This window comes from Pseudomonas sp. S10E 269 (genome assembly GCF_002798465.1).
Classification (GTDB): domain Bacteria; phylum Pseudomonadota; class Gammaproteobacteria; order Pseudomonadales; family Pseudomonadaceae; genus Aquipseudomonas; species Aquipseudomonas pergaminensis.
Map to the genome: position 1 here is coordinate 2,489,785 of NZ_PHIJ01000001.1, position 13,860 is coordinate 2,503,644.

The window sequence follows — 13,860 nt, forward strand, 5'->3', positions numbered from 1 at the left end:
CTCCCGGTGCCGAAGCGGTTGGTCGGTGCCGGTTTTTTCTTCACTTGCCGCCTAGAAGCCTGCCGCCATGCGTCCTGCCCGTGCCCTGATCGATCTCCAAGCCCTGCGCCACAATTACCAATTGGCCCGTGAAGTCACGGGGGCCAAGGCCCTTGCCGTGGTCAAGGCCGATGCCTACGGCCACGGCGCCGTGCGCGTGGCCCAGGCGCTGGAAGCCGAGGCGGACGGGTTTGCAGTGGCCTGCATCGAGGAGGCACTGGAACTGCGCGCTGCCGGAATTCGCGCGCCAGTGCTGCTGCTGGAAGGCTTTTTCGAGGCTGACGAGCTGCCGCTGATCATCGAGCATGATTTCTGGTGCGTGGTGCATTCGCTGTGGCAGTTGGATGCGATTGAGCAAGCCAGGTTGAGCAAGCCGCTGACAATTTGGCTCAAGCTCGACTCAGGCATGCATCGCGTTGGCCTGCATCCCAAGGATTATCACGAGGCGTACCAGCGCCTGCTGGCCAGCGGCAAAGTGGCCAAGATTGTGCTGATGAGCCACTTCGCCCGCGCCGATGAACTCGATTGCGTGCGCAGTGATGAGCAGGTGGCGGTATTTGAAGCGGCGCGCCAGGGCTTATCAGCCGAGGTCAGCCTGCGCAATTCACCGTCAGTGATGGGCTGGCCAGGTGTGTCCAGCGATTGGGTCCGTCCTGGCATCATGCTCTACGGGGCCACGCCCTTCGGCGAAGACCAGAGCGTGGCCGCGCGTTTGCAGCCGGTGATGACCCTGGAGTCCAAGGTTATCTGCGTACGTGAACTGCCGGCCGGTGAGCCGGTGGGTTATGGCGCCAAGTTCATTACGCCAAAACCGATGCGTATCGGCGTGGTTGCCATGGGCTACGCCGATGGTTACCCGCGCCACGCACCGACCGGCACGCCAGTGCTGGTGGCGGGGCAACGCAGCCAGTTGCTGGGGCGTGTGTCCATGGACATGCTGTGCATCGACCTGACGGACGTGCCGCAGGCGGGCCTCGGTTCCACGGTAGAGCTGTGGGGCAAAAACATCCTGGCCAGTGACATCGCGGTCGCTGCCGAGACCATTCCCTACCAGCTGTTCTGCAACCTGCGCCGCGTGCCAAGGCTCTATTCCGGGGCTTGACCGCCCGGTACGAACGCAAGCGCCTGGGATTTAGGCCCAAGTGTTGTAAATACTGAACGCTGTCGCCATGATAACGCTCAATTACAACAAAGCCTGAATCCTAGGAGGCTCCTGCATTGGACGTCGGCGAACGACTGCAATCCATCCGTAAACTGAAGGGTCTTTCCCAGCGCGAGCTCGCCAAGCGCGCGGGTGTCACCAACAGCACCATTTCGATGATCGAAAAAAACAGCGTCAGCCCCTCGATCAGCTCCTTGCGCAAGGTGCTGGGCGGCATCCCCATGTCCATGGTCGAGTTCTTTTCCGAGGAGATCCTCCAGGAAATACCGACGCAGATCGTCTATAAAGCCAATGAGCTTATCGATATCTCTGACGGTGCCGTCACCATGAAACTGGTGGGTCGCGCGCACCCCAGCCGGGCGATTGCGTTTCTCAACGAGATCTACCCGCCGGGCGCCGACACGGGCGAAGAAATGCTCACCCACGAAGGCGAAGAAACCGGGATTCTGGTGGAAGGTCGCCTGGAGTTGGTGGTCGGTCTTGAAACTTTTGTGCTCGAAGCGGGCGATAGCTACTACTTTGAAAGCACCAAGCCTCATCGTTTTCGCAACCCGTTCGACGTGCCGGCGCGACTAATCAGCGCAGCCACACCCGCGAACTTTTAAGAAAAGAGGCGTCCTGCCAGCGTTGCAGAGACACCCAGGCAGTATTCCGTGAAGCCGAATCTCCCTTTATTTAATAGGGTTGTTTCGGCCAGGCGGGCTAACCGTTATACTTTCGCCGCCTGCGAAACCGTGGCCGCAGGCGTGAATAGCCACCATTGAGGGTGAACGCGTGAACCTAATTATGAAAATGCTGGCTGCACCAGCAACCGTACTGGCCCTATGGGCTGTCAGCGCTCAAGCTGCGACCAATGATGACATTGCCAAGCGTCTGGAGCCTGTCGGCCAAGTCTGCGTCCAGGGCCAGGAGTGCAAGGGGATGGAAGTGGCGGTAGCCGCAGGCGGCGGCGCGGCGAAGACGCCGGATGAGATCATCGCCAAGCATTGCAACGCTTGCCACGGCACCGGCCTACTAGGTGCGCCAAAAATCGGCGACACCGCTGCCTGGAAAGAACGCGCCGACCATCAAGGCGGCCTGGATGGCATCCTGGCCAAGGCGATTACGGGCATCAATGCCATGCCGCCAAAAGGCACCTGCGCCGATTGCTCGGATGACGACCTCAAAGGTGCGATCCAGAAGATGTCCGGGTTGAAATAAACCGATCTTCGCCAAAAAGCCGCTTACGAGCGGCTTTTTTGTGCCGGCGATTTATGTTTCAGCGCTGTTCTTTGCAGCAAAGACCCGGCAAGCTCGGTCCAACCCCTAATCATGGAATGTTCAGGAGGGTCGGATGGTGCAGTTGTGTTCAATCGAGCAAGCAGTTGACGATGTACTGGAACGGTTGCCGGCGCATATCCACATGGGCATGCCGCTTGGCCTGGGCAAGCCGAACCTGTTTGCCAACGCGCTGTACCGGCGCATCGCCAAACTGCCGGAGCGGTCGCTGACGATCTATACCGCCTTGAGCCTGGGCCGGCCAACGCTGGGCGATGGCTTGCAGAAACGCTTTCTCGAGCCCTTTATCGAGCGGGTGTTTGGCGATTATCCCGAGCTGGATTTCCTCGCCGCCCTGCACAAAGACAACCTTCCGAAAAATGTTCACGTCCAGCAATTTTTCATGCAGCCCGGCAGCTTGCTCCACAGCGAGTCGGCCCAGCAGGACTATGTCAGCAGCAATTACAGCCATGCCGCGCGCGACATCAACGCCGCTGGCCTGAACCTGGTGGCGCAGCTGGTCGCCAGCAGCGCCGAACATCCTGATCGCCTGAGCCTGAGCTGCAACCCGGATATCACCCTTGACCTGTTGCCCATGATTGCCAAGCGTCGTGAGGCCGGCGAAACCATTCTGGTGGTCGGCCAGGTTCACAGCGACTTGCCCTACATGCCGGGGGACGCTGAACTGGGCATGGATGCTTTCGATTACCTGATCGATGAAAAAGACAGCACCACGTTGTTCTCCACGCCGAATATGCCGGTGGGTTTCCAGGACCACTTTATCGGTCTGCATGCCAGCACCCTTGTGCGCGACGGCGGCACCTTGCAGATCGGCATCGGCTCCATGGGGGATGCGCTGACGGCCGCGCTGTTGGCCCGCCAGGCGGACAATGAGTCCTACCGACTGCTGCTGACAGACTTGGATGTGTACCAATGGGCGCCGTTGATCAGCCGAGAAGGCGGCGTCGATCCGTTCGCCCGTGGCCTCTACGGTTGCAGCGAAATGTTTGTCAACGGCCTGCTGGTACTGGCAGACGCGGGGATTATCCGCCGCAAGGTCTACCCGGATGTGGCCACGCAGGAACAGGCTAACGCCGGTACGCTCGACGATGCCGCGCAGCCCGACGGCATCTCGATCCACGGCGGATTCTTCCTGGGCCCGAGCAGTTTTTACCAGCGCCTGCAGGAAATGACTCACGCCAAGCGCCTCGAATTCAACATGACCCGCATCAGCTACATCAACGAGCTGTATGGCCAGGAAGAGCTCAAGCGCCTGCAGCGCCAGGACGCGCGGTTTATCAACAGCGCGATCATGGTGACGCTGCTCGGCGCGGGTGTCGCCGACCAACTGGACGACGGCCGCGTGCTCAGCGGTGTGGGCGGGCAATACAACTTCGTAGCCCAGGGCCATGCGTTGGAGGGTGCGCGGTCGATCCTGATCTTGCGCAGTTGGCGCGAGTCGGCGGGGGAGGTCAGTTCCAACATTGTGTGGGAATACGGCCACTGCACGATTCCTCGGCACCTGCGGGACATTGTCATCACCGAGTATGGCATTGCCGATTTGCGTGGGCAGACGGATGCCAAGGTGATCGAGGCGTTGCTCAATATCACTGACTCACGGTTCCAGGATGATTTGATCGAACAGGCGCAGAAGGCCGGCAAGTTGCCCAAGGATTTCAAGCTGGACCCGCGTTTTGCCGATAACACGCCCGAGCGGCTACAGGCGATTCAAGCGCGTCATCGTCGGCTGTTCCCGGAGTATCCGCTGGGCAGCGATTTCACGGACGAGGAGCGGGATTTGCTGCGGGCGCTGAACTGGCTCAAGAGCAAATTCAAGCTCACGGAGATTCTGGAGTTGGGCAAGGCGGCGTTGGACGCGCCGGAGCCGGAGGCGTTTCCCAAGCATCTGGAACGCATGGGATTGAACAAGCCCGATGGGCTGAAAGAAGATTTGTATCAGCGGCTGTTGCTCGCTGGCCTGCAGGCCACCGCGAATTAGCCAGCAGCGCCGGGCTTTTGTGGTGAGCGGACTTGCCCCGCGCGAGGCAAGCTCGCTCACTACAAAAATACCGCCAGGCGTGATTATTCGATGAAGGTCACTACGCCGCCTTCCAACGATTTCACCCGTGCCAGGGATTCCACTCGGTATCCCTGCGCGTCCAACTCCGCACGGCCGCCCTGGAACGACTTCTCGATCACGATCCCCAAGCCGGCAACGGTCGCGCCGGCTTGCTTGATGATCGAGATCAGCGCCTGGGATGCCTTGCCGTTGGCCAGGAAGTCATCGATGACCAGCACGCGGTCGCTGCTGGTCAGGTGGCGAGGGGAAATCGCCACGGTGCTTTCGACCTTCTTGGTGAAGGAATACACCGTCGCCGACAGCAGGTTTTCCGTGAGGGTCAGGGATTGCTGCTTGCGTGCAAAAATCACCGGTACGCCCAGGTTCAGGCCGGTCATGATCGCCGGGGCGATGCCGGAGGCTTCGATGGTGACGATCTTGGTGATGCCCGAATCCTTGAACAGTGCGGCGAATTCGTCGCCGATCAGTTTCATCAGTGCCGGGTCGATCTGGTGGTTCAGAAAGGCGTCGACCTTGAGTACCTGATCGGAAAGCACGATGCCTTCTTCGCGAATTTTCTTGTGCAGTGCTTCCACGGAAAGCTTCCTCTAATGGCGCGGTGCGCGCCGAAAGTAGATTAAAAAGTAGTCGATTCTAGCGCTTTAACATCGCGCGTATATCCGCCAAGGCGGTGTTGCCGCGAACGGCCTTCACCTCGGTCGGGGTGTCGTCATTGCCTTCCCAGGCCAGGTCGTCCGGCGGCAGTTCATCCAGGAACCGGCTGGGGGCACAATCGATGATTTCGCCGTATTGCTTGCGCTTGGCGGCAAAGGTGAAGGCCAGGGTCTGACGCGCGCGGGTAATGCCCACGTAGGCCAGGCGGCGTTCTTCTTCGATTGTGTCGGCTTCAATGCTGGAGCGGTGCGGGAGGATTTCCTCTTCCATGCCCATGATGAACACGTAGGGGAATTCCAGGCCCTTGGAGGCATGCAAAGTCATCATCTGCACACCCTCGGCGCCGTCTTCTTCTTCCTGCTGGCGCTCGAGCATGTCGCGCAGCACCAGCTTGCCGATGGCGTCTTCGACGGTCATTTCGCCGTCTTCGTCTTTTTCCAGGGTGTTCTTCAGCGCTTCGATCAGGAACCAGACGTTGCTCATGCGGTAATCCGCGGCCTTGTCGCTGGAACTGTTGGTGCGCAGCCAGTTTTCGTAGTCGATGTCCATGACCATGCTGCGCAGGGCGCTGATCGGGTCTTCGCCGGCGCACTGCTCGCGCACCTTGTCCATGAAGCGCTTGAAGCGCGACAGGCGATCGGTGAAGCGCGAATCCAAATGTTCGCCCAGGCCGATTTCGTCGGTGGCGGCGTACATCGAGATCTTGCGTTCAGTGGCGTAGTTGCCGAGCTTTTCCAGGGTGGTCGAGCCGATTTCGCGGCGCGGCACGTTGATCACGCGCAGGAAGGCGTTGTCGTCGTCCGGGTTCACGATCAGCCGGAAGTAGGCCATCAGGTCCTTGACTTCCTGGCGTCCGAAAAAGCTGTTGCCGCCCGAGAGGCGATACGGCACTTGGTGGTGCTGCAACTTCAGCTCGATCAGCTTGGCCTGGTAGTTGCCGCGGTACAGGATCGCGAAGTCGCTGTAGGGCCGGTCGGTGCGCAAGTGCAGGCTGAGGATTTCCACGGCCACGCGCTCGGCTTCGGCGTCTTCGTTGCGGCAGCGGATCACACGGATTTCATCGCCATGGCCCATCTCGCTCCACAGCTGTTTTTCAAACTCGTGGGGGTTGTTCGAGATCAGCACGTTCGCGCAGCGCAGGATGCGGCTGGTGGAGCGGTAGTTCTGCTCCAGCATCACCACTTTCAGGGACGGGTAGTCGTCCTTGAGCAGCATCAGGTTTTCCGGGCGGGCGCCGCGCCAAGCGTAGATCGATTGGTCGTCGTCGCCTACTACGGTGAACTGGTTGCGCTTGCCGATCAGCATCTTCACCAGCAGGTATTGGCTGGCGTTGGTGTCCTGGTATTCGTCCACCAGCAGGTAGCGCACCTTGTTCTGCCATTTTTCGAGGATGTCGGCGTGTTCCTCGAACAATTTCACCGGCAGCAGGATCAGGTCGTCGAAGTCCACCGCGTTGAACGCCTTGAGCGTGCGCTGGTAGTGGGTGTAGACGATGGCGGCGGTCTGTTCCTTGGGGTTGCGTGCGTTTTCCAGGGCCTGGGCGGGCAGGATCAGGTCGTTTTTCCAGGCGCCGATCATGTTTTTGATCTCATCCACGCCGTCGTCGCCTGCGTATTCCTTTTGCATGATGTCGGTCATCAGCGACTTCACGTCGGTCTCGTCAAAGATCGAGAAGCCCGGCTTGTAGCCTAACCGCGCATGCTCCTTGCGGATGATGTTCAGCCCCAGGTTGTGGAAGGTGCACACGGTGAGGCCACGGCCTTCGCCACCCTTGAGCAGGGTGCCGACGCGCTCTTTCATTTCCCGCGCCGCCTTGTTGGTAAACGTCATGGCGACAATGTATTGGGCGCGGATGCCGCACTGCTGGATCAGGTGCGCGATCTTGCGGGTGATCACGCTGGTCTTGCCGGAGCCTGCACCGGCGAGCACCAATAGAGGGCCGCCGACGTAGTTCACGGCTTCTTGCTGCCGGGGATTGAGTCGGGACATACGGAATTCAGGGAGTCGTTATTCAAAAGGGCGGGCATTTTAACAGGCTGGCAGGATTCTGCCCTGTCAGAACGACAGTGTGACGTACCACTCGATCTAAATTTGCCGGTTTTGATACTTTGCCGCAGGATGTCGGGGTTGTTTGAGACTATTGTTTACAGTTCGCGTGTTTGATAACCCCTATCATTGGTGATTCTCAGGCCGCACGTCATAATGCCCGCCGCCACGATTTTTTGCAGAGTCTAGGGAGCTAGCTTGTCTACGCCTGTCGAACCCTTGCGTTTGCTGCTGCTGGCCGATGAGCCCGCGTGGGCAGCGTTATTGCGCGAGTGCCTGGCGCCGATGGGCGATGGGGCTGTGCTGATCAGCGCGCCAAACTGGGATTCCGTGAGCCGTCTGTTCGATGACGACCAAAGTGCCGTGCTGCTCACCACGCCCAGCCTGCAACCCGGCCCTGGGCGATGCAGCCTGCCGTGCGTCTTGCTGCTGGAGCAGGAACCGCTGGTTTCGCCGCTGGGCGTCAGCGATTGGCTGGTGCGTGATGTATTGGATGCCGATACAGTGCGCCGCTGCCTGCGCCACGTCCGCGAGCGTGGCGTGCTGGAAAACACCCTGCAACGCCTGGCCGAACAAGACCCGCTCACCGGTATCGCCAACCGCCAGGGCTTCCAGACCCTGTTGACCGCGCGCCTGGCCGAGAACGAAGGCCGTGGCCTGGCCCTCGGGCACCTGGACCTTGATAACTTCCGCCACGCCAACGACGCCCTCGGCCACCAGGCCGGCGACCGGTTGATCCTGCAAGTGGTCTCGCGGCTCAAGAGCCAGCTCGAGGTTGGGGACCAACTGGCGCGCCTGGGCAGCGACGAATTCGCCCTGCTCATCGACACCCGCCGCGCGCCCCAGCGTGCCGAATGGATGGCCGAGCGCATCACCGAAGTCATGGCCGAACCTTATTGGGTGGATGGCGAAAGCCTGCTGATCGGTTGCAGCCTGGGCGTGGCGCATGCCCGTGCCCGCGCCGGTGCCGACCCGCTGATGTGGCACGCGCATATCGCCATGCAGCAGGCCAAGAGCACCCAGGGCTGCACCTTTCATATCTTCAACGAACGTATCAATCGCAACGCGCGCAGCCTGGCCGACCTGGAAAGCGAACTGCGCCGCGCTTTGCGGCGTGATGAACTGGAGCTGCACTACCAGCCGCGCCTGGACCTGGACGACGGGCATATCGTCGGCCTGGAGGCCCTGGTGCGCTGGCGCCATGGCGAGCGTGGCCTGTTACCGCCGAGTGAATTCGTGCCCCTGGCCGAGCAAAGCGGCCTGATCGTGCCGTTGGGCTACTGGGTGATCTCCCGGGCCCTGCGTGACATGCAAGACCTGCGCGAACGCGGCCTGCCGCCGCTGCACATGGCGGTCAACCTGTCGTTCCGCCAGTTCCAGGACAGCCAGTTGCTCTCGACCCTCAGCCGGCTGATTGCCGAGCGTGGCGTGGAGGCGCAATGGCTGGAGTTCGAACTGACCGAAACCGCCGTGATGCGCCGCAGTGACCTGGTCAAACAGACCATGGACGCCCTCGGCCGCCTGGGCGTACGGTTCTCCCTGGATGATTTCGGCACGGGCTTCTCATCCTTCGTGCACCTCAACAGCCTGCCAATTGCCTTGCTGAAAATCGACAAGAGCTTTGTCGGTGGGATGGAAGAGCGCGAAGAGAACCGCAAGCTGGTGCACGCCATGATCAACCTGGCGCACAACCTCAATCTGGAAGTGGTCGCCGAAGGCGTGGAAACGCCGGAGCAGTTGGCGTTGTTGAGGTTGTTTGGCTGCGACCAGGCCCAGGGTTACCTGATCAGCAAGCCGCTGCCGTTGCCGGAGTTGGTAGAGTACCTGACTTTCGGGAAAAGCCAGCAGGCGCTGCTGGGTTGAGCTGCAAACCCAATCAACTGTGGGAGCGGGCTTGCTCGCGAATGCGGTAGATCAGTCAATAAATGTGGTGACTGACACTCAGCATTGGCGAGCAAGCCCGCTCCCACATTGACCTTGTACAATCCCTAGTCAGGTTGCATTGCCTGGAATTCAGCGCGAACTTCGGGCTCTCGCCGAATCATCCGCTTCATCTTCGCCTCGAACGCCCAGGTCAAGCTCACCGCCGCGCACGCCAGGCCCAGCGCCAACCCCCACCACACACCGGTTGGCCCCCAGCCGAGGGTGAAGGCCATCAACCAGGCCGACGGTGCCCCAATCAACCAATAGCAGCCCGCCCCGATCAGGAAGGTGGTCTTGGCGTCTTTGAGCCCACGAATGCAACCCATGGCGATGGTTTGCACGCCGTCGAACAACTCAAACCACGCCGCTACGGCCAGCAGGCTTACGGCCAGGACGATCACGTCGTGGAACGCCGGGTCGTTATGGTCGATGAGCAGCCCGATCAGCGGGTCGGAAAACAGCCACAGTATTACGGCAAATCCCAGCATTACCGCCGCGCCAAAGCCTATGCCCACGCGCCCGGCCAGGCGCGCCTGCAGTAACTGCCCGGCGCCGTAATGCTGGCCGATGCGCATGGTCACCGCGTAGGACATCCCCGCAGGCACCATGAACGCCACCGAGACGATCTGCAGCGCGACCTGATGCGCCGCCAACTGCGTGCTGCCCATGGTGCCCATGCACAGCGCCGCAAAGGCAAACAGCCCGACTTCCACTGCGTAGGTGCCGCCGATTGGCAGGCCCAGGCGCCACAACTCGCGCAGGTACTGCGTATTGAGGCGCAGCAGGCCGCTGCTCAGCGGGTAGGCCGCATAGGTACGGTTGCGGTGGATGTACCACATCAACGTCAATGCCATGCCGTTGGCGACGATGGCGGTGACCAGCCCAATGCCCATCAGGCCCAGTTTAGGCAGGCCGAACATGCCTTCGATCAACGCGTGGTTGAGCAGGTAGTTGGCCACCGCACCACCGAGGCTGATCACCATCACCGGCTGGGCCTTGCCAATCGCGCTGGTGAAGCCGCGCAAGGCCATGAAGCTCAGGAAGCCCGGCAAGGCGAACGGCAGGATCGTCAGGAATTGCCCCGCCGAGTGCACGTTGGTCTCGGTCTGGCCAAACATCAACAGCAGTGGCTTGAGGTTCCACAGCAGCAGGCCTGCAGCCAACGCCATCAGCCATGCCAGCCACAGCCCGGCCTGGGTCAGGCGGGTAGCGCCTTCGATATCGCCCGCGCCGTGACGAATGGCCACGAGAGTACCCACGGCGGCAATCACGCCGATGCAAAAAATCGACACGAACGAATAACTCGCTGCGCCCAGGCCGCCACCGGCCAGAGCTTCGGGGCTCAGGCGGGCCATCATCAGGGTGTCGGTCAGCACCATCAGCATGTGTGCCAACTGTGAGGCAATCAACGGCCCCGACAGCCGCAGAATGGCCCAGAGTTCGGTACGTGCCGGATGCTGCATGATCATCACACTCGAAATGTCGGAGGGTTGGGGAAGGGTTGATTCTCGGCGCTCCCAACCCATTGCACAAAGGGATAAATGCGATCGTTCGCATGACTAAAACACATGCCTAATGAATCTGGTAGCTTAGGGTATTGCCTGTAGGAGTTTTCCAGATGCCACGTCGCCTACCGCCGCTGTATGCCCTCCGTGCGTTTGAGGCGGCTTCCCGGCACAACTCCTTCACGCGTGCGGCGGAGGAGCTGTCCATTACGCAGAGTGCGGTGAGCCGACATATCCGCACACTGGAAGAGCATTTCGCCTGTCGACTGTTTCAACGCAGTGGCCGTACTCTGCAGCTCACTGAAGCCGCGCGCCTGCTGTTGCCTGGCGTGCGCGAAGGTTTCGCCGCGCTGGAGCGGGCCTGCCATACGCTGAACGCCGAGGACGACATCCTGCGCATGAAGGCACCGTCGACCCTGACCATGCGTTGGCTGCTGGCGCGACTCAGTCGCTTCCGGGCGCTACAGCCTGGCAATGAAGTGCAGTTGACCAGCGCCTGGATGAGCGTGGACGAGGTGGATTTCAACCAGGAGCCGTTCGACTGTGCAGTGCTGCTGAGCTACGGACATTTTCCCGCGGACTGGGAGGCCAGTTACCTGTTCCCGGAATTGCTGATTCCGGTTGGCGCACCCAACCTGTTGGCGGATGGTCCCTGGGACGCCGCACGCTTGGCCACTGCCGAGCTGTTGCACCCAACGCCCGACCGACGCGATTGGCGCAATTGGCTGGAGCGCATGGGGTTGTCATCCCAGGTCTCGCTCAAGGGCGGGCAGGTGTTCGATACCCTCGAACTGGGCATGATCGCCGCCGCGCGGGGCTATGGCGTGTCGATGGGCGACTTACTGATGGTGGCCGAAGACGTGGCCCAGGGACGGTTGAGCCTGCCATGGCCCACTGCCGTCGCCAGTGGTGAAAATTATTACCTGGTGTGGCCGAAAACCCGCCCCGGCGGCGAGCGTTTGCGGCGCTTGGCGGAGTTTCTCCAGGCTGAAGTCAAGGCCATGGAATTGCCTGTGGTCGAGCGATTCGATTGAGTGGTGCAAGACCGTTCGTGCAATCGTTTGCGTGATACCCCTGTGATTCGCTCAAGTATTGGCTCTGCCCGCCGAAGTAGGTGTGTTGGAACCATCGTGCACCAACGTTTCCCAACAGATAATTTGCCGAGCAGCGCTATGAGATCAGGATGATCCTGGCCTCGGCCAGGAGCCTTCATGTCTCAACCTCGCGCCCGGATAGCCTCACAGCTAGGCCTCGCACTCGCCGTGATACTGGCTGTCGTCATCAGCGGCAGTACCGTGTTTGCCTTGCGTTCCCTCGACTCCGCCAACCTCGCCACCCGTGAGGAACACCTGGCCAGCGAGGCGCGCTTGCTCGCCGACCAACTCAATACCTTCCACAGCACGTTGCGCGAAAGTACCCAGCGGCTGAGCGGGCTGTTTGAAAAGCGCTTCGGCGCGGGCTTGAGTGTGCGTGGGGACCAGCCCATTACCGTGGCCGGTGTGCAGACCCCGAGCCTGTTCCTGGGCAGCGACCTGCTGAACAACGATTTCGATGAGGTCGATGAGTTCAAGGACACCTCCGGCGGCGTGGCCACGGTATTTGTGCGCAGCGGCGAAGACTTCATCCGCATCAGTACGTCGCTGACCAAGCAGGATGGCAGTCGTGCCATTGGTACCGCCCTGGACCATCAGCATCCGGCGTATCAGCGCCTGCTTGCCGGGCAGAGCTACGTTGGCCGTGCGGTGCTGTTCGAACGTTCCTACATGACCCAATACACCCCGGTGCGCGATGCGGCCGGCAAGGTGATTGCGGTGCTGTTTGTCGGCTTTGATTACACCGATGCGCAGAACGCCCAGTTCGAAAACCTCAAGCGCTTCCGTATCGGCTCCACCGGTTCCCTGGCCTTGCTGGATGAACAGAAACGCTGGCTGGTACCGCCGGCCGGTGTACAAGCACTGGACCAGTCGATTCCGGTGGTGCTCGACCTGGCGAAAAAACCGGGTGAGGGCCGCTTCTGGAGTGACAAGAACGAAGACTTCTACAGCGTCGCGGTGCCATTCGAAGGCGGACCGTGGTCGGTAGTGGCGAGCATGCCGAAGGCGGAAATCCGCGAAGTCACCTGGGCTGTGGGGATCCGCCTGGTGATTGGCAGTGTGCTGGCGATGCTGTTCGCGGTCGGCGCGGCGGTGTGGCTGCTGCGCAGCAAGTTGCAGCCCCTGAGTGACCTGGTGCGTCAGGCCGAGGCCCTGGGCGCCGGTGATTTGAGCGCACGTCTCAACGTATCCAGCCATGACGAAATCGGCCAGCTGGCGCGCAGTTTCAACCAGATGGGTGAAGCGCTGTCGACCATGGTCTCGCATATCCGCAAGGCGGCCGAAGAGGTCAACAGCCGTGCCCAGGCGTTGTCCGGTTTGTCCGGTGGCGCCTATGAAGGCATGGAGCAGCAGTCCGGCGAGATCACCAGCATGGCCGGCGCGGTGGAAGAATTCAGCGCCACCTCGCTGAACATCGCCGACAACATGGGCAACACCGAGCGCCTGGCCCAGGAAAACGCCCAGCAAACCCGTATCGGTCGCACCTCGATGCAAGAGGCGTCTTCGTCGCTGGAGCACATCGCCGCTGCGTTGAACAGCACGGCCACGGTGATCAACACCCTCGGCCAGCGCTCCCAGGAGATCGGCGGGATCGTCGGCGTGATCACTTCTATCGCCGAACAGACCAACCTGCTGGCGCTCAACGCCGCCATTGAAGCCGCACGGGCGGGTGAGCAAGGCCGCGGGTTTGCCGTGGTCGCCGACGAAGTACGCAACCTGGCGTCGCGCACCCGCCAGGCCACTGACGAAATCTCCGGGATGATCCAGAGCATCCAGCAGGAAACCGGCAACGCGATCAGCACCATGGAACACGGCAATGTGTTGATGCAGGAAGGGCTGTCGCGCAACGCCGACGTGGCCTCGGCCCTGGCGCGTATCGACGAGCAAAGCCGCTCGGCTGGCCAGCAGTTCGCCGCGATCACCACCGCCACTCAGGAGCAGAGCAGCACCGCTACGCTGCTCAGCAGCAACCTGCAGAGCATTGCGCTGGCCAACAGCGAGCAGCGTGAAGTGGTGTCGAACCTGGCGATTACCGCCAAGGAGCTGGAAACCCTGGCGGCAGGCTTGCGCCATGAGGTGGATCGCTTCCGCTGACCCCCC

General features: G+C 61.2%; 10 protein-coding genes. 7 read left to right on the plus strand and 3 right to left on the minus strand.

What is annotated here, in order from left to right:
* Positions 1 to 67 precede the first annotated feature (67 nt).
* From alr to CWC48_RS11460, 4 genes are all read left to right on the plus strand, one after another.
* A complete protein-coding gene (gene alr / locus CWC48_RS11445) occupies positions 68 to 1,141 on the plus strand; it encodes an alanine racemase (protein WP_099493211.1) in 1,074 nt (357 codons plus the stop codon).
* Between the two features lie 116 nt (positions 1,142 to 1,257).
* Positions 1,258 to 1,806 (plus strand): cupin domain-containing protein, encoded by a 549-nt coding sequence (locus tag CWC48_RS11450; RefSeq protein WP_003176893.1) that lies wholly within the window; start codon positions 1,258 to 1,260, stop codon positions 1,804 to 1,806.
* Positions 1,807 to 1,987: 181 nt separating this feature from the next.
* Positions 1,988 to 2,401 carry a cytochrome c5 family protein gene (locus CWC48_RS11455; protein WP_078050722.1) on the plus strand — a complete coding sequence of 138 codons (414 nt, stop codon included), beginning with the start codon at positions 1,988 to 1,990 and terminating at the stop codon, positions 2,399 to 2,401.
* A gap of 133 nt (positions 2,402 to 2,534) precedes the next feature.
* A complete protein-coding gene (locus CWC48_RS11460) occupies positions 2,535 to 4,457 on the plus strand; it encodes an acetyl-CoA hydrolase/transferase C-terminal domain-containing protein (protein ID WP_100491888.1) in 1,923 nt (640 codons plus the stop codon).
* Between the two features lie 83 nt (positions 4,458 to 4,540).
* Here the strand turns inward: CWC48_RS11460 and CWC48_RS11465 are convergent, their stop codons facing one another.
* Together CWC48_RS11465 and rep are read right to left on the minus strand one after the other, a co-directional pair.
* On the minus strand, positions 4,541 to 5,113 hold the full coding sequence (locus CWC48_RS11465) for a xanthine phosphoribosyltransferase (protein WP_025856334.1): 573 nt from the start codon (positions 5,111 to 5,113) through the stop codon (positions 4,541 to 4,543).
* A 58-nt stretch (positions 5,114 to 5,171) separates the two neighbouring features.
* Positions 5,172 to 7,181 (minus strand): DNA helicase Rep, encoded by a 2,010-nt coding sequence (gene rep / locus CWC48_RS11470; RefSeq protein ID WP_099493208.1) that lies wholly within the window; start codon positions 7,179 to 7,181, stop codon positions 5,172 to 5,174.
* 255 nt (positions 7,182 to 7,436) lie between these two features.
* On the opposite strand from rep, the gene CWC48_RS11475 reads away from it, so the two are divergent.
* The gene (locus CWC48_RS11475; RefSeq protein ID WP_078050719.1) at positions 7,437 to 9,101 is read left to right on the plus strand and encodes a bifunctional diguanylate cyclase/phosphodiesterase; all 1,665 of its coding nucleotides are present in this window, start codon (positions 7,437 to 7,439) and stop codon (positions 9,099 to 9,101) included.
* Between the two features lie 125 nt (positions 9,102 to 9,226).
* On the opposite strand, the gene CWC48_RS11480 is transcribed toward CWC48_RS11475, so the two are convergent.
* A complete protein-coding gene (locus CWC48_RS11480; protein ID WP_100491889.1) occupies positions 9,227 to 10,630 on the minus strand; it encodes a NorM family multidrug efflux MATE transporter in 1,404 nt (467 codons plus the stop codon).
* 149 nt (positions 10,631 to 10,779) lie between these two features.
* Here CWC48_RS11480 and CWC48_RS11485 point away from each other — a divergent pair, with 149 nt between their 5' ends.
* Positions 10,780 to 11,700, plus strand: coding sequence for a LysR substrate-binding domain-containing protein (locus tag CWC48_RS11485; protein WP_078050717.1), 921 nt, complete (start codon positions 10,780 to 10,782; stop codon positions 11,698 to 11,700).
* Positions 11,701 to 11,877: 177 nt separating this feature from the next.
* On the plus strand, positions 11,878 to 13,854 hold the full coding sequence (locus tag CWC48_RS11490; protein ID WP_099493206.1) for a methyl-accepting chemotaxis protein: 1,977 nt from the start codon (positions 11,878 to 11,880) through the stop codon (positions 13,852 to 13,854).
* The last annotated feature ends 6 nt before the right edge of the window (positions 13,855 to 13,860 follow it).